A 21161-nucleotide genomic window follows, 5' to 3' on the forward strand; every position below is an offset into this window, starting at 1 on the left:
ACCTACTGGAAGAACAGTTAAAAATTTATTGCACTGTTATACTTGGTGGTAACGAGAATTTCCAGACTGAATTTGAGCCTATTGGTAGGAAAGTCTCAGATTATGTTCTATAAAATATTATAATTATGGGTTCCATTGGCTAATATTTGAAGGTTATGACTAAAAGTCTTTTAATTACACGTGAAGGTTGGGATGCGTTAGATAAAGAATTGAAGTACCTGTGGAAGGATGAACGTCCTCGGGTGACTCAATCTGTTTCAGAGGCCGCAGCTCAAGGGGATCGCTCAGAAAATGCAGAATACATTTACGGCAAAAAAAGGTTGCGTGAAATTGATAGACGCATCCGTTTTTTATCCAAAAGGCTAGATCAATTAAGAATTATTGAGCCTGATCCTCGCCAAGAAGGCCGTGTCTTTTTTGGCGCATGGGTTAAACTAGAAGATGAAAATGAAAATATCAGAATATTCCGTATCGTCGGTGCTGATGAATTCAACCCGACAAAACAATGGATTTCAATTGATTCTCCCGTAGCGCGAGCCTTGATAGGCAAACAGGTTGATGATGAAATAACAGTAAATACGCCAGGAGGGCAGGTGACTTATTTTGTATTAGAAATAAGTTATCGGCCACTAACCTTCTGAAGTGTAAAATGATTCATTAAATCCCATGTTAGTGGTAAATTAGTGAGCATTAATATTGTTTTACTTACATTCATTAAAAAAATAATTTGAAAGATGCACATCTTGAGGGCTACAAAATGCAGGAAAGTTATAAGGTTCTTGTCGTCGATGATGATATGCGTTTGCGTGCGCTGCTGGAACGCTATCTCACTGAGCAGGGTTTTCAGGTAAGAAGTGCTGCAAACGCTGAACAGATGGACAGAATCCTGACAAGGGAATCTATTCACCTGATCGTCTTAGATTTAATGCTACCGGGCGAAGATGGCTTATCAATTTGTCGTCGCTTACGTAGTCAAAATAACCCAATTCCAATTATTATGGTGACAGCGAAAGGCGAAGAAGTGGATCGCATCGTTGGCTTAGAAATTGGTGCGGACGACTATATTCCCAAACCTTTTAATCCACGGGAATTGCTAGCTCGTATTCGTGCGGTATTACGTCGTCAAGCTAATGAATTACCAGGTGCGCCATCTCAAGATGATGCGATAATTACCTTTGGTAAATTCAAATTAAATCTTGGAACGCGAGAAATGTTCCAAGGCGATGAAAATATGCCGTTAACTAGCGGTGAATTCGCGGTGTTAAAAGTATTAGTTTCCTATCCAAGGGAACCATTGTCGCGTGACAAGTTAATGAGCTTAGCCCGGGGCCGTGAGTACAGTGCGATGGAACGTTCTATTGATGTTCAAATCTCACGTTTGCGTCGCATGGTTGAAGAAGACCCAGCACATCCTCGTTATATTCAGACGGTTTGGGGATTGGGTTATGTGTTTGTTCCGGATGGAAGTAAAGCATGAAGCGACTGAGGTTTTCAAGGCGTAGTACATTTTCTCGCTCGTTATTTTTATTTGTAGCCTTACTGTTTGCGAGCCTCGTAACCAGCTATATGGTTGTGTTGAATTTTGTTGTGATGCCTAGCTTACAACAATTCAATAAGGTATTGGCATACGAAGTAAGAACATTAATGACAGAGAAAATGGTTCTACAAGATGGAACCTCAGTGCGGGTATCTCCCGCGTTACGTAAGAAAATCTACAATGAATTGGGGATCACTTTTTATGCACATTCAGCAGCGATGGAAGAAGGGCTGAATTGGGCGAAAGAGTATGATTTCCTAAGTGAACATATGTCGGAATATATTGGTGGCAAGGCGAGTGTTCACCTCGAATTGGGCCGAGAGTACCCCATTCTATGGCTAACGTCTTATCTTGCACCTGATATTTGGGTTCGAGTTCCACTGACTGAAATTGGCCAGAACCAGTTCTCCCTTGTTTTTCGCTATACATTAACGATTTTTCTCACGATTTTTGCGGGGGTATGGCTGTATATACGTTACCAAAACAAGCCGTTGCTTGAATTGGAGTACCACGCAGGTGAAGTCGGTAAAGGGGTGATTTTGCCCCCAATGCAGGAAAAAGGTGCCACCGAGGTCAGGGCCGCCATCCGTTCTTTTAACCATATGGCTACAGGGATTAAAACCTTAGAAAACGACCGAACTGTCTTAATGGCAGGGGTAAGCCATGACCTAAGAACCCCCTTAACTCGTATTCGTTTAGCAACAGAAATGATGAGCCCAGAAGATAGCTATCTGGCTGAATCCATTAATAAAGATATTGAAGAGTGCGATGCAATTATCGGCCAATTCATGTCTTACCTGAAAACGGGTCAAGAAATGGATATGGAATTCTGTGACCTTAACGCTATCTTGATGGAAGCAGTGAACTCAGAAAGCAGCGTCGTCGGCGAAATTGAAACCGCACTTGAGCCAGGCTCAATGATTGTGAATGGTAACCCATTAGCGATAAAACGTGCTATTACAAATATGATAGTCAATGCATATCGTTATGGTAATGGCTGGATCAAGGTCAGTAGCGGTAAGACTGAAGACTCAGTTTGGTTCCAAGTAGAAGATGACGGTGCAGGTATCAAAGAAGAAGATATTCACCGCCTATTCCAGCCATTTGTTCAAGGTGAGAAAGCTCGCAGCAACAAAGGAACAGGGTTAGGTCTGGCGATTATTCGCCGAATTGTCGATGCCCACGAAGGGAGTATTGAGATCCATAAGAGTGAGCGTGGTGGGTTTGCGATTAGGGCTCTACTTCCCCTCAAAGAAAAAGAAGACTAAATACTCTTCACACTTTGCGCCGCAGCGTTGTTGGCTGCGTTCGGCTACTCGGGTCACATACTTGTGTATGCTCCCCGAGATATCCTCTCTGGCCGCCTAGCTGCAACACAAATTGTCTTGAGTATTATTTGTATTAAGTAGGAAAAGAGGCTCTCTTTTTATGGAGCCTACCTACAACTTGAACTATTTAGTGCTATCCTTCTACTCTTCACACTTTGCGCCGCAGCGTTGTTGGCTGCGTTCGGCTACTCGGGTCACATACTTGTGTATGCTCCCCGAGATATCCTCTCTGGCCGCCTAGCTGCGACACAAATTGTTTTGAGTATTATTTTATGGTTGTAGGATAAAAATATTTTTCGCTTTTATGACAGTCTGTCATTTTTCTTTTTGATATCAACCTAGAAATTCCATCCTCATAACTAATTGAATTTAATGGTTTAAAATTGAATTTCCTTCCGGCGTTATTTTCATCTAAGTGAAAAAATAATTAATTGTCATAAAACTGTCATAAAAACGACATGTTGTCGTAACGAAATTGTCCTATTTTTCCTACCGTGACATACACCCAACAATTTTATACTTGATTGTTTCTATACATCCCCGGAGGGATTATGAAAATGACGCGTACCACCTTAGCAAGCGTAATGGCAGCAACTTTATCTCTGACTGCAATGTCTTCTTTTGCTGCTACCAGCCTGACCGGAGCTGGCGCGACCTTTCCTGCTCCTGTTTATGCGAAGTGGGCAGACTCTTATCAGAAAGAAACAGGTAATAAAGTAAACTATCAGGGGATTGGTTCTTCTGGTGGTGTCAAACAAATTAATGCAAAAACAGTTGATTTCGGTGCATCTGATGCCCCATTGACTGATGAAAAACTCAAAGAAGATGGCTTATTCCAGTTCCCAACCGTGATTGGTGGTGTTGTACTGGCAGTGAACGTGAAAGGCATCGAATCTGGCCAATTAACGTTAGATGGCAACACGTTAGGTGACATCTATTTAGGCAAAATCACTAAATGGAATGACCCAGCAATCGCTAAATTAAACCCAAATGTTAACCTACCAGACCAAACAATTGCAGTTGTAAGACGTTCTGACGGTTCTGGAACTACATTCGTATTTACTAGCTACTTAGCAAAAGTCAGTGCAAGCTGGAAATCAGACGTTGGTGCGGGTTCAACCGTTAATTGGCCGAAAAATAGCGTAGGCGGTAAAGGAAATGATGGCGTTGCTGCTTTCGTACAGCGTTTACCGGGTTCTATCGGTTATGTTGAATATGCTTACGCAAAACAGAACAACCTTGCGTATACTAAATTAATCTCTGCCGATGGCGAAGCGGTTTCACCAACAGGTGAAAGTTTCAGCGCAGCAGCGAAGAAAGTTGACTGGTCTAAATCTTTTGCTCAAGATTTAACAAACCGTGATGGTGCGAATGCATGGCCGATTACTTCAACCACATTCATCTTAGTTCACAAGCAGCAAGCGAATGCGGAAAAAGGCAAAGCGGTTCTCGATTTCTTCAACTGGGCTTATGACAAAGGTGGTAAACAAGCGGAAGCATTAGATTACGCAATTCTACCTCAAGAAGTCGTGGCTGCAGTACGTACTGCATGGAAAACAGAAGTTAAAGATAGCCAAGGTAAAGCATTATTCTAGGTGAACTTAGCTTTTTTAAGTGCACTTAGGGTTGGAAATGGCGGGTAAGTGCTGAGGAACAGGACTTACCCGCTCATCGTTGTAACGCAATCCTGTAGATAAAGAACAGGAATGAAATGAGAACAAAGCGCATGGCCGAGAAAACAACGGCATTTAAAGCTCCCAGCAAATCAGGTGATGTGATTTTTGGTGCACTGGTAAAAATTGCCGCGCTGATCACATTGCTAATGCTTGGTGGCATCATTATTTCCCTTATTTTTGCATCTTGGCCAAGTATGCAAAAGTTTGGGTTTTCGTTTTTATGGACTAAAGAATGGGATGCTCCGGCGGAAGAATTCGGTGCCCTTGTGCCTATTTATGGCACTATCGTTACATCGTTAATTGCTCTGATTATCGCCGTTCCTGTTAGTTTTGGTATAGCGCTATTCCTAACAGAACTGGCTCCCAATTGGCTAAAACGTCCGCTTGGTATCGCGATTGAACTCCTTGCTGCTATCCCTAGTATCGTTTATGGGATGTGGGGGTTATTTGTTTTTGCACCTCTGTTTGCGGAGTATTTTCAAGAACCCGTTGGTAATGTGATGTCGAGTGTACCGATTGTCGGTGAACTATTTTCAGGACCTGCATTCGGGATCGGTATTTTAGCTGCGGGGATTATCCTCGCGATTATGATTATTCCCTACATTGCGTCCGTGATGCGCGATGTATTTGAACAAACGCCTGTGATGATGAAAGAGTCAGCTTACGGCATTGGTTGTACGACATGGGAAGTGATTTGGAATATCGTGCTGCCGTATACCCGCAATGGGGTTATTGGTGGTGTGATGTTAGGCCTTGGCCGTGCGCTGGGTGAAACCATGGCGGTGACTTTCGTGATTGGTAATACTTACCAACTTGATAGCGCATCACTGTTTATGCCTGGAAACAGTATCACCTCGGCACTGGCAAATGAGTTTGCGGAAGCAGAGAGTGGCTTGCATACATCGGCCTTGATGGAACTTGGACTTATCCTGTTTGTTATCACTTTCATTGTGTTAGCAATTTCCAAGTTGATGGTCATGCGTCTTGCGAAGAATGAGGGCCGTTAATATGTCGATATCTCAACCTATCGCAGTGAATGAAAAAGAGCGAGCACGCCGTCAAGCATGGCGTCGTCAAGTTAACAGAATGGCGCTATTTGTCTCAATGTTAACCATGGCTTTCGGTTTGTTCTGGTTAGTGTGGATTTTATTTTCTACAGTCACTAAAGGGATTGATGGCATGTCTCTCAATCTATTTACTGAAATGACTCCACCACCGAATACGGAAGGTGGTGGGTTGGCAAATGCCATCGTAGGAAGTGGTTTATTAATCTTATGGGCGACGGTTATTGGTACGCCTTTAGGGATTTTAGCGGGAATTTATTTAGCAGAGTATGGCCGTAAGTCATGGTTAGCTTCAGTTACCCGATTTATTAATGACGTTTTATTATCAGCTCCATCAATCGTTGTAGGGTTGTTTGTGTACACCATTGTGGTTGCACAAATGCAGCACTTCTCGGGTTGGGCTGGGGTCGTGGCGCTTGCATTGCTGCAAATTCCAATTGTTATCCGAACTACTGAAAACATGTTGAAATTAGTTCCAGATAGCTTGCGTGAAGCTGCTTATGCACTTGGCACACCAAAATGGAAAATGATTTTATCTATTACGCTAAAAGCGTCTGTGTCAGGGATTATCACTGGGATCTTGCTAGCGATTGCGCGTATAGCGGGGGAAACCGCACCGCTGCTGTTTACTTCACTGTCGAATCAGTTCTGGAGTACAGACATGAGCGAACCCATTGCTAACTTACCGGTGACAATCTTCAAATTTGCAATGAGCCCATTCTCTGAATGGCAAGAGCTTGCATGGGCAGGGGTTCTTTTAATTACCCTATGTGTCCTGCTCATTAACATCATTGCACGTGTTGTTTTCGCACAGAAAAAACACTAAGCGCCAGATAAATAAAGATTTAGAGAGAAAAGCAAACCATGATTAATGCAAACGATATTGCAAATAGTAAAATTAAAGTCCGTGACCTCAACTTCTATTATGGCAAGTTTCACGCACTGAAAAATATCTCTTTAGACATTGAAAAAAATAAAGTAACTGCATTTATCGGCCCATCAGGCTGTGGTAAATCGACGTTATTACGCACCTTCAATAAAATGTATGAATTGTATGGCGAGCAGCGCGCAGAAGGTGAAATTTTACTGGATGGCCAAAACATCCTGACTGATAAACAAGATATCGCACTGCTACGTGCAAAAGTCGGCATGGTATTCCAGAAACCAACCCCATTCCCGATGTCAATCTACGATAATATTGCATTTGGTGTGCGTTTATTTGAAAAGTTATCTCGTGTGGAAATGGATGAACGCGTGCAGTGGGCGCTAACAAAGGCTGCGTTATGGAATGAAACCAAAGATAAGTTACACCAAAGTGGTTATAGCTTGTCGGGTGGACAGCAGCAGCGTCTTTGTATTGCTCGTGGTATTGCTATTCGCCCAGAGGTTCTATTATTGGATGAGCCTTGTTCTGCCCTTGACCCTATTTCAACGGGTCGAATTGAAGAACTGATTAGTGAATTAAAATCAGAATACACCGTGGTGATTGTTACCCACAATATGCAACAAGCTGCACGCTGTTCTGACTATACGGCTTTCATGTATCTAGGGGAGTTAGTTGAGTTTAACCATACTGACAAAATGTTTACTACCCCAGAGATGAAGCAAACTGAAGATTATATTACTGGCCGCTACGGTTGATATGGAGCCGACGATGGATACGCTGAATCACAACAAACATATATCGGGGCAGTTCAATGCTGAACTGGAACATATCCATACTGAATTAATGACAATGGGAGGGCTGGTCGAAGAACAGCTCACCAAAGCCATTACGGCCATGCATAATCAGGATGAAGCCCTTGCGCGTGAAGTTATCGAAAATGACCATAAAGTCAATATGATGGAAGTGGCCATTGATGAAGAATGCGTTAAGATCATTGCGAAGCGCCAACCAACAGCGAGTGACTTGCGTCTGATTATGGCGATTTCGAAAACCATTGCTGAGCTAGAAAGAATCGGTGATGTTGCGGACAAAATTTGCCAAACTGCATTGGAGAAATTCTCTCATCAACATCAGCCCCTGTTAGTGAGCTTAGAATCATTAGGCCGCCACACAGTACAAATGCTACATGATGTATTAGATGCATTCGCACGAATGGATCTCGAGGAAGCTATTCGTATCTACCGTGAAGATGAGAAAGTTGACCAAGAGTATGAAGGTATCGTGCGCCAATTGATGACTTATATGATGGAAGACCCGAGAACGATCCCGAGCGTATTAACAGCACTATTCTGCGCTCGTTCAATTGAACGTATCGGTGACCGTTGCCAAAATATCTGTGAGTTTATTTTCTACTATGTGAAGGGGCAGGATTTCCGTCATGTGGGGGGAGATAGTCTTGAAAAAATGTTGACTAAAGACGATTAAATACTCATCTGATGGGGTATTTCTTTAATGACTATTGGCGTAAGTTTTTTCTACAGACTTTCTTCTTGCTCAATAAGAGTCTATTGATGGTTTAACCATGTTTGGGGCGCTTTGTTATCAAGGCGGCCCTTTTTTGTTTATTTGTATATGTCATTTTGGCATAAATATATTATTTAATATTATTTCAAGTGCTAAGCAATAATTGATAGCGTGTGATGGTCGATTTACAAAAATTTACCGTCAGGGGTATTCAATGAAAGCTCGTATTCTAACAACTGTTTTACTTACAGGTTTAGCGCTGACAGCGAATGTCGCTAGCGCAGATAAATTGGATGATATCAAACAAGCGGGTGTGATCCGTATTTCGGTATTTGATAGCAACCCACCATTTGGTTTTATTGATCCAAAAACTAAAAAGTTAGCGGGTTATGATGTTGATATAGCACAAGAAATAGCAGATAGTCTAGGGGTTAAGCTTGAGCTTCGTCCTACTAACCCAGCAAACCGTATTCCACTCCTGACTTCAGGTAAAGTTGACCTAATCGGTGCCAACTTTACCATTACAGATGAACGCGCAAAACAGGTTGATTTTTCTATCCCTGATTTTGCGACAGGCCAAAAATTTATTGCTCGCAAAGGTGTATTAAAAACACCTGACGACATCAAACCACTACGCATTGGTGCAGATAAAGGCACCGTGCAGGAAGTCACTTTACGTGAACGTTTTCCTGACACAAAAGTAATTTCTTATGACGATACCCCGCAAGCGTTCGCGGCACTGCGCAATGGTAACGTCCAAGCTATCACTCAAGATGATGCAAAACTGGTGGGCTTATTAGGTAATTTACCTGAAAAAGTGAAGGCAGATTTTGAAATTTCTCCATTTAGCCTAACGAAAGAGTACCAAGCATTGGCAGCAAGCAAAGGCGAAACGCGTTTGGTTGAAAACGTCAACGAAACACTGTTGAAACTGGAAAAAGAGGGTAAAGCTGAGGTGATCTATAACCGTTGGTTTGGGCCAGAGACCAAAGCCGCACAGCCACGCGGAGACTTTAAATTCGCACCTCTGAGTGAGCAACAGCCACAGTCTTAATGGGGAACGGTAAGTACTCAGTGATTTCAAGCCCCGCACTCTGTGTGGGGTTCTTGGTTATAAGGGATGAGTTTTTAATCACAAGCTGTGAAAGCAATAGGTCGTGAGCCATGTTTGAAAAATTTTTAAATGGTGATTTTTGGTCTGCTCATTTATTGGCACCGCAATATCTAGAGTGGTTTGGCTACGGCTTTTTGATCACCGTTTGGATCTCGATTTGTACTATTATTGCAGCGACGGCATTGGGCTTTATCGTTGCATCAGCAAAGGATAGCCAAATTGCACCTGTGTGTTGGGCCGTGAATATCTATATCTCTATTTTCAGAAATACGCCTTTGTTGGTGCAGCTATTTTTTTGGTATTTCGCTTCCGGTGAAATTTTACCGTCTGTTGTGATGGAGTGGCTTAATACCCCCCATGAGATCCATTTACTTGGAATAACTGTGGGTTGGCCGTCATTTGAATTTTTAGCGGGTTTTATTGGTTTGACCCTGTATACCGTGCCGTTTATAGCTGAAGAAATTCGTGCTGGGATCCGCGGCGTTCGTCAGGGGCAAAAATATGCGGCATTTGCTTTAGGACTAACTTCATGGCAAGCGATGAGGTTAGTAGTGCTTCCTCAAGCAGTAAAAATCGCCATGCCTCCGCTATTGGGCCAATATATGAATGTGGTGAAAAACTCATCATTAACAATGGCGATAGGTGTTGCTGAATTGTCTTATGTTTCTCGCCAAGTAGATAGCCAAACATTACAAACTTTCGCAGCCTTTGGCGTGGCAACCGTTTTGTATATCGCCATTATTGCAGTAATGGAAGGTTGGGGCCAGTGGCGTCAGCAGCGTAATTTGGCTCAGGGGGTATAAGATGGATTTTTCGATTATTGAGCAGAACTGGCAATATTTGTTATTTGGCACTTTCCCGGATGGCCCATTAGAAGGCGCGGCACTGACGTTAGTTATTAGCTTGCTTGCAGGTGCAGCTTCTATTGTATTAGGCACATTGGGTGGGATTGCATTAGCTATGCTGAGTGGTTTCTGGGTTAACCTATTCGCTGCAGTATTAGGTTTCTTTCGTGCAATTCCCGTCATTATGCTGATTTTTTGGACCTATTTCTTATTGCCGATGTTATTGGGCACGGAAATTCCTGGGATAGCGACAGTTGTGTGTGCATTGGCATTGATTACCTCTGCATATTTGGCTCATGCCGTGAAAGCGGGTATTTTAGCGATAGGTAAAGGGCAGTGGCAAGCAGGGATGTCCTTGGGGTTTAGCCGCTGGCAGGTATTGTGGAATATCGTATTACCACAGGCTTTACGTATGATGGTGCCGTCATTTATTAACCAGTGGGTGGCATTAATTAAAGATACCTCATTGGCTTATATTGTTGGGGTCGCTGAACTGTCCTTTTTGGCGACACAAGTGAATAACCGTGAAATGGTTTATCCTCTTGAAGTTTTCTTATTCGTCGCATTTATTTATTTTGTGATGTGTTTTGCGGTAGAAATTATTGCAAATAGGGTAGCGAAAAAGCTGAGTGCACAACATCAACCTCAGAAACTGGCGGCAAAACATCGCTTATTGTTTTGGCGTCGACAAAAGCTATTAGCACTTTCTTAAATTAAAAATGGCGGTTAAATAGCCGCCACTTCTTTTATTCGTTACCATCAATTCTTTTACTATTTCACCCTAGTGTATCAGTTAGTTAGGACGTTTTTACCCATAACAGCTTACGCAATCGTTTTCTTTTGTGATTTTTAATTGTAGTATAGGGCGAAAAAAACTTTTTTTGGGCGCGATATCTAATGAGTAATCAATCTTCTAGCTCGGCACAACCGCAGGGCTTGTTTCAGCGTGTTTTTAAATTACAAGAACATGGCACCACAGCACGGACAGAAGTTGTTGCAGGCTTCACCACCTTCCTGACGATGGTATATATCGTTTTTGTTAACCCTCAAATTCTCTCAGTTGCAGGCATGGATATCAAAGCGGTGTTTGTCACCACCTGTTTGATTGCCGCTATTGGTAGTATTTTGATGGGGCTGTTGGCAAATTTACCGATAGCAGTAGCACCTGCTATGGGGCTGAATGCTTTTTTTGCTTTCGTTGTAGTTGGCGCGATGGGCTATTCATGGCAAGTTGCAATGGGGGCCGTATTTTGGGGAGCAGTTGGGTTATTTATTCTGACACTATTTCGTATCCGTTATTGGATTATTGCCAATATCCCGCTTAGTCTTCGCGTCGGGATCACGAGTGGTATCGGCTTATTTATTGCGATGATGGGGCTGAAAAACTCCGGCATTATTGTTGCGAACCCGGACACGTTAGTCTCTATCGGCAATTTGACTCACCATAATGTTTGGCTGGGAGCCCTAGGTTTCTTTATTATCGCTATTCTTGCTGCACGCAATATTCATGCCGCTGTATTAGTGTCTATTGCAGTGACAACACTGATTGGTCTTGCTCTGGGGGATGTGAAATATTCTGGGATTTTCTCAATGCCGCCAAGTATTACAAGTGTGGTGGGTCAGGTTGATTTTTCTGGCTCTTTAGATTTAGCGTTATCTGGGGTGATTTTTGCCTTTATGTTAGTCAATCTGTTTGACTCATCAGGTACCATGATTGGTGTGACTGACAAAGCGGGTATTACGAATGAACGCGGGACTTTCCCTCGAATGAAACAAGCGTTATATGTGGACAGCTTGAGCTCTGTTGCAGGTTCAGCAATGGGGACATCTTCTGTCACTGCATATATCGAAAGTTCTTCTGGTGTTTCTGTTGGTGGGCGTACAGGTTTAACTGCGATTGTCGTTGGTATTTTATTCCTATTGACCATGTTTATCTCTCCTCTTGCAGGTATGGTTCCAGCTTATGCCACTGCGGGTGCCTTGATTTACGTGGGCGTGCTGATGACTTCAAGCTTAACTCGCGTGAAATGGGATGACTTAACGGAGTCTGTACCCGCTTTTATTACGGCAGTGATGATGCCATTTAGTTTCTCAATCACAGAAGGTATTGCACTAGGCTTTATTGCGTATTGTGCAATGAAAATTGGTACCGGACGTTGGCGTGATCTGGGGCTATGCGTGATTTTAGTTGCGGCGATGTTCCTACTAAAAATGGTGCTCGTCGACGCCTAATATTCGTCATACTTCAAGCTGTGGCGTCGTTGTCTTTACTCGGCTACTCGGGTTACATACTTATGTATGCTCCCCGAGATAACCTCGATTGACGCCTAGCCACAACTTGAATTATTTAGAATATTGCTCAAAACGTAAATCTCTATTCTTAGTACAAGCCTCTTCAACCAGCTTCCCTTTTTGTTGCTTGCATGCAACTCCAATTATTTAAGGTATAATCAATAAAGTACTATTGCGAAGGCAGGGTGGGATAAAAAATCCACTGAAATTGCAAACTAGTGCTTTCCCCCTTTATGGGATCCTGCTAGATTTCGCAGCAGAAACTGACTTTATCAAGGTATCAGACCATGAATGCACCAAAAAAACCGGCTGCTAAGCCAAAGAAAAAATACCGTAAAACGAAAGAAGAGATAAATGCGGAAGGCCGTGAGCGTAAGCGCGAGAAAAAACATCGTGGTCATAAATCCGGTAGCCGTAACCAAGAATCTGTGTCTAACAGTGCGAAAGGTGGGGAGTCTACCACTAAGGATCCACGCATTGGTAGCAAAAAACCGATCCCATTAGTTGTGGAAGATAACAAACCGACAGCACGTCCAGTGGTGAAAGAAAAGCCAGCCACTAAAGAAAAACTGCCACCAGAAAAAGAGCTGGAAATGCTAGAAAGCGACGATCGTTTAGATAGCATTTTGGCGCGTCTGGAAGATGGCGAAACTATCACAGCACAAGAACAACAGTATGTTGATACGTGTTTAGATCGTATTGATGAATTGATGAATATTCTCGGTATTGAGTTCAGTGAAGAAGAAGAGGAAGAAGACGAAGAAAAACTTGATGACATTATGCGCATCTTAAAAAGTAAATAATTTCGTTTAAAAGATCCCTCGTGCTAGCGGGGGATTTAGCTATTTTTTCTGCTAACTCACTTTTCTTTGATGTTGTATCAAATCTCTTTTCGCTAACATACTTTATAATATTATTTAAGTTGTGAAACTTTCACACTCACCAAATAACAATTAAATAAGGTGCAATCCATTGTATGGTTTGAGCTTTTGGTCAATTGAGGAATGTTATGTCAGAGCAAAATATTGTTTGGGATCTTTCTCTCATTCAAAAATACAATTATTCAGGTCCACGGTATACCTCATATCCCACTGCCTTGGAGTTTAACCAAGAGTACGATGAGAATGCGTTTGTTCAAGCAACACAGCGTTATCCTGACCGGCCTTTATCGCTCTATGTTCATATCCCTTTTTGCCATAAGCTTTGTTATTTCTGTGGCTGTAATAAATTAGTGACGCGGCAAAAACATAAAGCCGATGAATATCTTCAAGTAATTGAAAAAGAAATTATTCAACGAGCCTCGTTATTAAAAGGTCGTTTGGTAAGCCAGATGCACTGGGGTGGGGGCACTCCAACTTATCTCGATAAAACTCAAGTCAGCCATTTGGTTGGTTTATTGAAAACACACTTTAATTTTGCGGATGATGTGGAGATGTCGATTGAAATCGACCCGCGTGAAATTGAATTGGATATGATAGACCATCTGCGCCATGAAGGGTTTAACCGTTTAAGCATGGGAGTACAGGATTTTAATAAAGAAGTTCAGGTGTTGGTTAACCGTGAACAGGACGAAGAATTTATTTTTTCCCTAATTAAACGTGCCAAAGAAACGGGTTTTACCTCAACGAGTATTGATTTGATTTATGGTTTACCTAAGCAAACCCCTGAAAGCTTTGCGTTTACCCTAAAAAAAGTGGCTGAGTTATCACCAGATCGCTTAAGTGTGTTCAATTACGCGCATTTACCTAATTTATTTGCGGCACAGCGTAAAATTAAAGATGCAGATTTACCGAGTGCAGAACAAAAACTCGATATTCTGCAAGACACCATCGCGACTCTCACCAGAGATGGCTATCAATTTATAGGCATGGATCATTTTGCTCGTCCTGAAGATGAACTTGCCGTGGCACAACGGGAAGGGGTTTTACACCGTAACTTCCAAGGATATACGACTCAAGGCGATTGTGATTTACTGGGGCTAGGCGTTTCTGCGATCAGTATGTTAGGCGACAACTATGCACAAAATCAGAAAGATTTGAAAACCTATTATGCGCAAGTTGAAGAGCAGGGCCATGCGCTGTGGCGCGGCCTCGTTTTAACTGATGATGATTGCCTGCGTCGTGATGTGATTAAAATCTTAATCTGTAATTTTCAATTGGATTTCGCACAAATCGAAGAACTATATCCTATTGATTTTAAATCTTATTTTAAGGAAGATTTAGAGTTACTGAAACCGATGGTTGAAGATGGGCTGGTTGAAATGAGTGAAATGGGGATTAAAGTGACGCCTCAGGGACGTTTACTTATTCGGAATATTTGCATGTGTTTTGATGTTTATTTGCGGAATCAGATGAGGCAGCGGCAGTTTTCCCGTGTCATCTAAATACTCTTCATATTTCGCGCAATAGCTGCGTTGGCCTTATTCGGCTACTCGGGTCATATACTTTTGTATACTCCCCGAGATAGCCGAATTTTGCCGCCTTGCTCTAGCACGAACTATTTTGAGTATTACTGGTTCGTTATCTGATTATTTAGAACATTGGATGTTCTGCGGGGACTAGTATTTCGCTTTTTCGATTAGCTGATAAGCCGCATTGATGCGATCAGGGATGGGATACCATTTGTTGGACAAAATCACAACCGCAATTCGGTCTTCAGGAATAAATGCCGCATAGGTTGCAAAACCATTGGTTGAGCCGGTTTTGTTGTAGAAAGCTTGTGTTTCTGGCGGTAGTGCTGGTGTAATCGCTTCGACCTTTTGTGGCTGTAATGCCATTTCATCTCGGTTACCTTGCTGTAATTGAGAAATGGATACAGGCCATGAATAACTTTCCCACATCATATCTTGCACAAATGAATCGGTCATATAGAACCCAGCATGCGTGTTCTCTATGGCTTCCTGCCACGGTTTAGCGACTTTCTTTGTTTGCATATTAATATCTAAGAAGCGAATTAGATCTCTCGCATTCGATTTCAAACCATAAGATTCAGCATCTAAAATTTGTGGTGTTACACGAACGGGTTGGTTGTTCTTATTATAACCTTGAGCATAATTTTTCTGTTGATTTTTAGGGATATGAATATAGGTATGTTTTAGCCCTAGCGCAGGCAGCATCAGTTTTTCCATCGCTTGTTCAAATGGCATTTTGAGTTGTTTAGCCGTAACGATACCGAGTAGCCCCACGCCAAGATTTGAATAAGAGCGATACTGTCCAATGGCTTTGGTAGGTTTCCACTGCTGGTAATAATGGATTAACTCCGCTGAATTTGTAATGTTATCAGGCACAAATAACGATAAACCCGAAGTGTGAGTTGCCAAGTTCATGATTGTCACTTGGTCAAAAACAGACCCTTTTAATTCAGGAAGATAGTGGCTTACCTTTTGCGAGAAATCGAGTTTTCCTTGGTTTTGTGCGTAGGCTGCGAGTGTGGCAGTGAACGTTTTAGATAAAGAACCAATCTCAAATAAAGTCTTATCACTGACAGGTACTAAGCTTTGCTTAGACTGCACACCATAGTGATAAATATAGTGTTTCCCTTCAACGGAAATTGCGACAGACATCCCTGGGATCTGTTTTTGTTCCATCAGAGGTTTAATAATGTCATCCACATCCTTTTGAGTGAACGCATTAGCGGATAGCGTGGTTAACGCCAAACTCAGTGCGACAAAAATTCGCCCCTGACGAAAAAGAGTTTTCATAGAGTTATTCCAATAAGTACAAGTTTAAGTTATTGCTAACAGGAACAGGAAAGCATTTCATTGTGAATTAAAAGTGCTTTAATATACGATTTTCAGCGGATAATCCGTGTTTGAAAAATAGTATGCATGCTCTCAAACATTATTTAAAACGATATAAAATTCGATGAGGTAAAAGAAAATCTTATGGCAGAAAATTATCGTCATCGGCTTCCTCTTAATGCACTTAGGGCTTTTGAAGCTTCAGCACGACATTTAAGTTTTACACGAGCAGGAATTGAATTGAATGTGACTCAGGCCGCTGTCAGCCAACAAGTTAGGCTATTAGAGGAACAATTGGGGCTAGAACTATTTATTCGTTTACCTCGAGGGCTTGCATTAACCGAAGAAGGTTTTGCATTATTGCCTGTTTTGAGTCGCTCTTTTGACCAAATTGAGTCACTGTTGCTGCAGTTTGAAGATGGCCATTATCGAGAAGCCTTAAGTATTTCAGTTGTTGGCACATTTGCAGTGGGCTGGTTATTACCAAGACTAACGCAATTTTCGGAGTTATACCCTTATATTGATTTACGCATTATGACTCATAACAATGTGGTGAATTTAGCAGCTGAAGGCGTAGATTTTGCGATCCGCTTTGGTGAAGGGCTATGGCCACTCGTAGAAAATACACCACTATTTTCAACTGCGCATACGGTGCTTTGTTCAGAGAAAGTTGCGAATCAGCTGAAACATCCATTAGATTTAAAATCCCATCCGTTAATGCGTTCATATCGTAAAGATGAATGGGAAAAATGGTTTTTAGCTGCGGAGATTGATCCTTGGCGTGTCAAAGGCCCAGTATTTGATTCATCGCGTTTGATGGTTGAGGCTGCTTTATTAACCAATAGTGTGGTATTGGTGCCAAGTTGTATGTTTAGCCATGAATTAAGCGCAGGGGAGTTAGTTCAACCTTTTGATATATCTGTAACATTAGGGGGTTACTGGCTTAGCCGCTTGAAGTCTAAGCCATATACACCTGCAATGATGACGTTTCGCAATTGGTTGGTGGAAGAATCTCAAAAAGAACAATAAGTCGGTGCTATATTATAAATAGAAATAGCACCGACATTTAATTTACTGGCATATTATAATGCTCATATTTAGAGGTTAGAATACCAAAGCTTCAGCAGAGAAATAATTCTTTTTATTAATAGGGAGATCTGTACTATTAATATTCGTAATAGTTTCAGTAAAGAAATAGGTCGGCGAAACATTAAATATTTTTGCCAACTGGTAAATGGTGTCGACATGAATATTAACCTCACCATTTTCATAGCGTGATTGGTGTTGTTGGCTAATACCTAATAACATGCTTAATTCTTTACCACTCATTCCGTGAATTTCTCTTAATGATCTTATTTTTAAACCGACGGATTTAGATATTTTTCGTTTCATGATTTTTTCTCTAATTTATTTTAAATATTACAATGTGAATATAATTAAATATTTTTAATGTAATTGGAACTTCTAGCAATATGTACTATTACTTAATTTATTAAAAATCATGGGACTGAAAGAAGGTTTGAATATCAATCTCAAAATACGTTGCATACTGGAACAACCTATCTAAAGTAATTCTATTTATTCCTCTTTCATATCGTGACTGTTGTTGTGGGCTGATGCCAATAACCTCGGATAATTCATTAACTGAAAGCCCATTCGTTTTCCGATAAAAAAGTATTTTCTTGCCGATTAGGTGAGATGTTGAATAAGTCATATATACTCCTATAATTATATTTTTTATTTCTAACTAAACACGATGAAAGATTACCTCTCTATCTTAACCATTTTAATAAAATAGTAAATTTGCTATTTATCAATTATTCGATGATATTTTTCGATGTTAGCAATAAAAAACAAGTTATAAATAAATTATCATCTTTTTATGAATTAACATTGAATATTATTTATTCATATCTTATGTTAACCGACGCTGTTGAGTTTGCTGTTCCTGCGGTTATGTTATTAGCAGTTTTAATATATCGAGCTTTCCAATTAAAAATATAATCGCCACCTGCAACATTGTTTTGTAAAGTGAACTTTGAGTTGAGCTTTATTGGGTTACTGTTTCTATCTAATAATTGAATGGCGATTCCGGCTGCTTGCCCTTGCCCAGACAATTTAATCTTCCCTGTATTGGTATCAACATACCCAGCACTACTTGTAACTGTCACTTTTAGATTGGTGCCTGCAGCGCAGCTTAATGTAATGGGTATATTGACACTATTGCTAGTAGAGCCAATAGCTTTAAACTGAGTATCATACCAAGTCCCTAAGTTAACATTGTAACTTGTCGCTTTTGTTGAGCACTTTAATACATTAATTTTGATAGCACCTGCTGGAATATTCAACGATGTTAAATTCCACGTACTGTTATGTGGCGCAGGGTTACGCTGTGTTAATCTTCCCACATGCCCTGCCTTTAAATTTCCCCCCTGTGTGACTTGCCCTGTTTTTTTGATAGTGATAGTCCAATATGGGTTAGGGATCCCCCAAGCGGCTGGATTAGCTGCTGTTGGTGGTCCATAACGTGTATTTAAAAAACCGATATTGGTTGCTTTCACTTGAATGCTGATGCCCGGTATATTACTGGCTGCAATTTTATTGCCGTTTGGTACCCAACCATTGACATAGTCAGCATGTAAGTAGGCATTACCACATTGACCATTACTTCTTGGGCCTGAAAATGTATTGACTTGTGAGCCTTTAAAATTGACTTGAATCGTGGCTAAATCACGAGCCCCGGTATCATCATATTGCAGTGAATAGGTTCTTGCAGGTACATTCACCACAACATTCCGTAAATTAGGGTTTTGAATACAGGCTGCTTGTGTATATGTAGAATAAGCAAAAACCGAGCCTATTATTACCCGTAAAATTTTCTTTTTAGTCATAAAATATCCTTAACATTTTCTTTTTTATTTAAATATTTTTCTTCTGCATATTCAATCTCATTAATCTCCCTCGAATTGAAAATAAAAAAATCCATAATATCAATTTTAAATATTCTGGCGTATTCATTAAGCCTGTCAATATTAATTCGATTAATTCCCCGTTCGTAGCGGGATTGTTGTTGTTCACTCACTCCAATGATTTTAGATAAATTGTCTAGTGTCATTCCTTTCATTTTTCGATAATAGGTGATTTTATTTCCAATTATTCTTGATATAGGATAGTAATTAGGCATACCGCTTTCCCCTATTCGAATTGATACAACAAAAAATTAATTACTGATAGGTAAATGTAAATTCTAAATGGCTTTTAAATGAACCTGCAACCATACCACTGCCATAACCAGATACTCTTGCCGATAATGGAATTTCAACATTTCGCGTTTGAGTATTAACATTTGCGGTAATGGTATCGCCATTTTTTATTGTTGTTTTATTACCAGTATTTGCTAAATTTAATGCCACATTTTTCGCCGTACCATTATTAATAAAATGTTCAGTGACTATTGAGTCTGGCGTACCTGATATTTTCATTACAGCTTTGGTAGTGCCGACAGGGCAATTTTTTAACTTCACGGAAAAATCAACCCACGGAGATTTTTGCGTATCTTTGATATTCCAAATGTTAATTTTTTTCAAATCAATTAAATAGTTGTTTTTTTCGACTTCACAAGGTGCAGCAATAACGACGCCATGCACTTTAATATTTGCAGTTAGCCCAAATGCAGTTAAAGAACAGCTCATTAGTGATAGTAATAGAATAAAATGTCTCATGTTATTTTCTCTTTTATAAATAGGTAATTGTTGCCGTAATGTTGGCGGAAATAGTTCCCGGAGTGGCATTACCTAATGAGCTAAAAGCACGTGTGCGTAATGGAATATTAATATTCGCTTGCCCATTTGTCGGAACTTGTAATACTTTTTGGTTACCTAAAGCGGTTGTTCCATTACCATTTTGTAGTTGAACGGCTAGGTTTTTAGCCGTACCTTGGTTTTTGTATAAGCTTGCAGTATCCGCAGTATCCGCGGTTCCTGTAAACGTCAGTTTTACCTGGTTAATAAAAGATGAACAATTATTTAGGCTAATATTAAATGTGTTCCAATTAGAACCTGAACTCGCATTACGAAATACATCAGCAGAAATATTTTTTAGGTCAATATCAATATTATTCCCACCGGTAATATTGCAAGTTGCGGCTCGAATATTTCCGGTAAAGTTCAATGTCACTGTGCTAGCAGCAAATAAATTTCCGCTGAATATTAAGCTACTAAGTAAAAGTAAATTTTTAGATATATTTTTCATTTTTTATTCCTACTCATAGCGAATATTTACAGTCGCGGAGGCATTCGCTGTACCCGGCGTGATGTTATCGGCCGTTTTGATATAGCGAGCTTTCCAATTAAACATATAATCACCAGCCGGTACATTATTTTGCAGGCTATTTAACGTGTTCAACTTGATCGGGTTATTATTTTTATCCAGCAATTGTATTGCCACGCCAGTGGCAGTATTAGTACCCGTTAGCCCTAATTTTCCTGTAGCGGTATCTTCATATTTAGAACTTGTGACCGTCGCTTTGATATTAGTACCCGCCATACAGCTTAATGTTATGGGAATATTGATATTTGTACTGGTACTGCCAACAGAGGGAAATTGGGTATCATACCAATCCCCTAAGTTGATGGTAGGAACTGAATTTTTTAGTGAGCAACTGAGTACATTTATTCGATAGTTAGTGGAAAAAGAAACAGTTGAAATATAAAAATTGGTACCTGTCTTTCTATTCTGTTGATAAAATCTAGCGAGTTGCCGAGTTGAAATAATCCCACCAGAAGTAACGCGCCCCGTTTTTTCTATACGGATATCCCATGCTGGATTCGAGAATGTCCATGTAGTTGCCGTATATGGGCCATTGACAGGAAAGAAGGTATTTGATCCAAAGCTATTAATTCTCGCTTTGACACCAATACCATTAATTCCACTTACGGCCATACCATTACTGACTGGTGCTAGATAAATACCAACTTGATTTCCGCCACAATCTTGACCAACACCATTAGTCGGGTTATAAGTCCCCGTATAAATCGGTAAAGATATCGATTTTAATTGATAAGACCTAGTGTCATCATATTGTATGTTGATTGTTTCATTAGGTATTGTTTTTTGTATATTTCTCCATGTAGGATTTTGCACACATGCTGCATTAG

General features: G+C 40.7%; 23 protein-coding genes. 15 read left to right on the plus strand and 8 right to left on the minus strand.

The window, feature by feature from the left end:
- Positions 1-155: 155 nt before the first annotated feature.
- From greB to hemN, 14 genes are all read left to right on the plus strand, one after another.
- Entirely contained in the window at positions 156-641 is a 486-nt protein-coding gene (greB, locus tag M0M83_RS01155) for a transcription elongation factor GreB (RefSeq protein ID WP_125891757.1), read from the plus strand.
- A 116-nt stretch (positions 642-757) separates the two neighbouring features.
- Positions 758-1477, plus strand: coding sequence for a two-component system response regulator OmpR (gene ompR / locus M0M83_RS01160; RefSeq protein ID WP_004266122.1), 720 nt, complete (start codon positions 758-760; stop codon positions 1475-1477).
- Complete coding sequence (gene envZ / locus M0M83_RS01165; protein WP_213913529.1) at positions 1474-2805, plus strand: two-component system sensor histidine kinase EnvZ; 1332 nt, start codon at positions 1474-1476, stop codon at positions 2803-2805. The genes ompR and envZ overlap by 4 nt, the downstream gene beginning before the upstream one ends.
- Positions 2806-3416: 611 nt before the next feature.
- The gene (pstS, locus tag M0M83_RS01170; RefSeq protein ID WP_125891755.1) at positions 3417-4460 is read left to right on the plus strand and encodes a phosphate ABC transporter substrate-binding protein PstS; all 1044 of its coding nucleotides are present in this window, start codon (positions 3417-3419) and stop codon (positions 4458-4460) included.
- A gap of 131 nt (positions 4461-4591) precedes the next feature.
- The gene (pstC, locus tag M0M83_RS01175) at positions 4592-5548 is read left to right on the plus strand and encodes a phosphate ABC transporter permease PstC (protein ID WP_125891843.1); all 957 of its coding nucleotides are present in this window, start codon (positions 4592-4594) and stop codon (positions 5546-5548) included.
- Position 5549: 1 nt separating this feature from the next.
- Positions 5550-6431, plus strand: a complete 882-nt coding sequence (gene pstA / locus M0M83_RS01180; RefSeq protein WP_125891754.1) for a phosphate ABC transporter permease PstA — start codon at positions 5550-5552, stop codon at positions 6429-6431.
- A 38-nt stretch (positions 6432-6469) separates the two neighbouring features.
- Positions 6470-7246 (plus strand): phosphate ABC transporter ATP-binding protein PstB, encoded by a 777-nt coding sequence (gene pstB, locus M0M83_RS01185; RefSeq protein ID WP_004262838.1) that lies wholly within the window; start codon positions 6470-6472, stop codon positions 7244-7246.
- 13 nt (positions 7247-7259) lie between these two features.
- Positions 7260-7976 (plus strand): phosphate signaling complex protein PhoU, encoded by a 717-nt coding sequence (gene phoU, locus M0M83_RS01190; RefSeq protein WP_102138818.1) that lies wholly within the window; start codon positions 7260-7262, stop codon positions 7974-7976.
- A 253-nt stretch (positions 7977-8229) separates the two neighbouring features.
- Positions 8230-9069, plus strand: a complete 840-nt coding sequence (locus tag M0M83_RS01195) for an ABC transporter substrate-binding protein (RefSeq protein WP_213913530.1) — start codon at positions 8230-8232, stop codon at positions 9067-9069.
- Between the two features lie 110 nt (positions 9070-9179).
- Positions 9180-9932 (plus strand): amino acid ABC transporter permease, encoded by a 753-nt coding sequence (locus tag M0M83_RS01200; RefSeq protein WP_248467396.1) that lies wholly within the window; start codon positions 9180-9182, stop codon positions 9930-9932.
- 1 nt (position 9933) lies between these two features.
- Positions 9934-10686 (plus strand): amino acid ABC transporter permease, encoded by a 753-nt coding sequence (locus M0M83_RS01205; RefSeq protein WP_125891751.1) that lies wholly within the window; start codon positions 9934-9936, stop codon positions 10684-10686.
- 185 nt (positions 10687-10871) lie between these two features.
- Positions 10872-12206 carry an NCS2 family permease gene (locus M0M83_RS01210; protein WP_125891750.1) on the plus strand — a complete coding sequence of 445 codons (1335 nt, stop codon included), beginning with the start codon at positions 10872-10874 and terminating at the stop codon, positions 12204-12206.
- Between the two features lie 347 nt (positions 12207-12553).
- Positions 12554-13069: a Der GTPase-activating protein YihI gene (gene yihI, locus M0M83_RS01215; RefSeq protein WP_213913532.1), complete on the plus strand. Its 516-nt coding sequence runs from the start codon at positions 12554-12556 to the stop codon at positions 13067-13069.
- 206 nt (positions 13070-13275) lie between these two features.
- A complete protein-coding gene (gene hemN / locus M0M83_RS01220; RefSeq protein ID WP_125891748.1) occupies positions 13276-14649 on the plus strand; it encodes an oxygen-independent coproporphyrinogen III oxidase in 1374 nt (457 codons plus the stop codon).
- A 174-nt stretch (positions 14650-14823) separates the two neighbouring features.
- On the opposite strand, the gene ampC is transcribed toward hemN, so the two are convergent.
- Complete coding sequence (gene ampC / locus M0M83_RS01225; RefSeq protein WP_248467398.1) at positions 14824-15966, minus strand: class C beta-lactamase; 1143 nt, start codon at positions 15964-15966, stop codon at positions 14824-14826.
- Positions 15967-16149: 183 nt separating this feature from the next.
- Here ampC and M0M83_RS01230 point away from each other — a divergent pair, with 183 nt between their 5' ends.
- A complete protein-coding gene (locus tag M0M83_RS01230; protein WP_248467400.1) occupies positions 16150-17034 on the plus strand; it encodes a LysR family transcriptional regulator in 885 nt (294 codons plus the stop codon).
- A 75-nt stretch (positions 17035-17109) separates the two neighbouring features.
- Here the strand turns inward: M0M83_RS01230 and M0M83_RS01235 are convergent, their stop codons facing one another.
- From M0M83_RS01235 to M0M83_RS01265, 7 genes are all read right to left on the minus strand, one after another.
- The gene (locus tag M0M83_RS01235) at positions 17110-17397 is read right to left on the minus strand and encodes a helix-turn-helix domain-containing protein (RefSeq protein WP_248467402.1); all 288 of its coding nucleotides are present in this window, start codon (positions 17395-17397) and stop codon (positions 17110-17112) included.
- A 100-nt stretch (positions 17398-17497) separates the two neighbouring features.
- Entirely contained in the window at positions 17498-17719 is a 222-nt protein-coding gene (locus M0M83_RS01240) for a helix-turn-helix domain-containing protein (protein WP_125891744.1), read from the minus strand.
- A gap of 190 nt (positions 17720-17909) precedes the next feature.
- A complete protein-coding gene (locus M0M83_RS01245; protein ID WP_213913536.1) occupies positions 17910-18896 on the minus strand; it encodes a fimbrial protein in 987 nt (328 codons plus the stop codon).
- The gene (locus M0M83_RS01250) at positions 18893-19189 is read right to left on the minus strand and encodes a helix-turn-helix domain-containing protein (protein WP_125891742.1); all 297 of its coding nucleotides are present in this window, start codon (positions 19187-19189) and stop codon (positions 18893-18895) included. The genes M0M83_RS01245 and M0M83_RS01250 overlap by 4 nt, the downstream gene beginning before the upstream one ends.
- Before the next feature lie 40 nt (positions 19190-19229).
- Entirely contained in the window at positions 19230-19727 is a 498-nt protein-coding gene (locus tag M0M83_RS01255) for a fimbrial protein (protein WP_248467404.1), read from the minus strand.
- 13 nt (positions 19728-19740) lie between these two features.
- Entirely contained in the window at positions 19741-20256 is a 516-nt protein-coding gene (locus M0M83_RS01260; RefSeq protein ID WP_125891741.1) for a fimbrial protein, read from the minus strand.
- A 9-nt stretch (positions 20257-20265) separates the two neighbouring features.
- Positions 20266-21147 carry a fimbrial protein gene (locus M0M83_RS01265; protein WP_319862877.1) on the minus strand — a complete coding sequence of 294 codons (882 nt, stop codon included), beginning with the start codon at positions 21145-21147 and terminating at the stop codon, positions 20266-20268.
- Between the last annotated feature and the right edge of the window lie 14 nt (positions 21148-21161).

Origin of the sequence: Providencia rettgeri, from assembly GCF_023205015.1 — a bacterium.
In the GTDB taxonomy this organism is placed as follows: Bacteria; Pseudomonadota; Gammaproteobacteria; order Enterobacterales; family Enterobacteriaceae; genus Providencia; species Providencia rettgeri_E.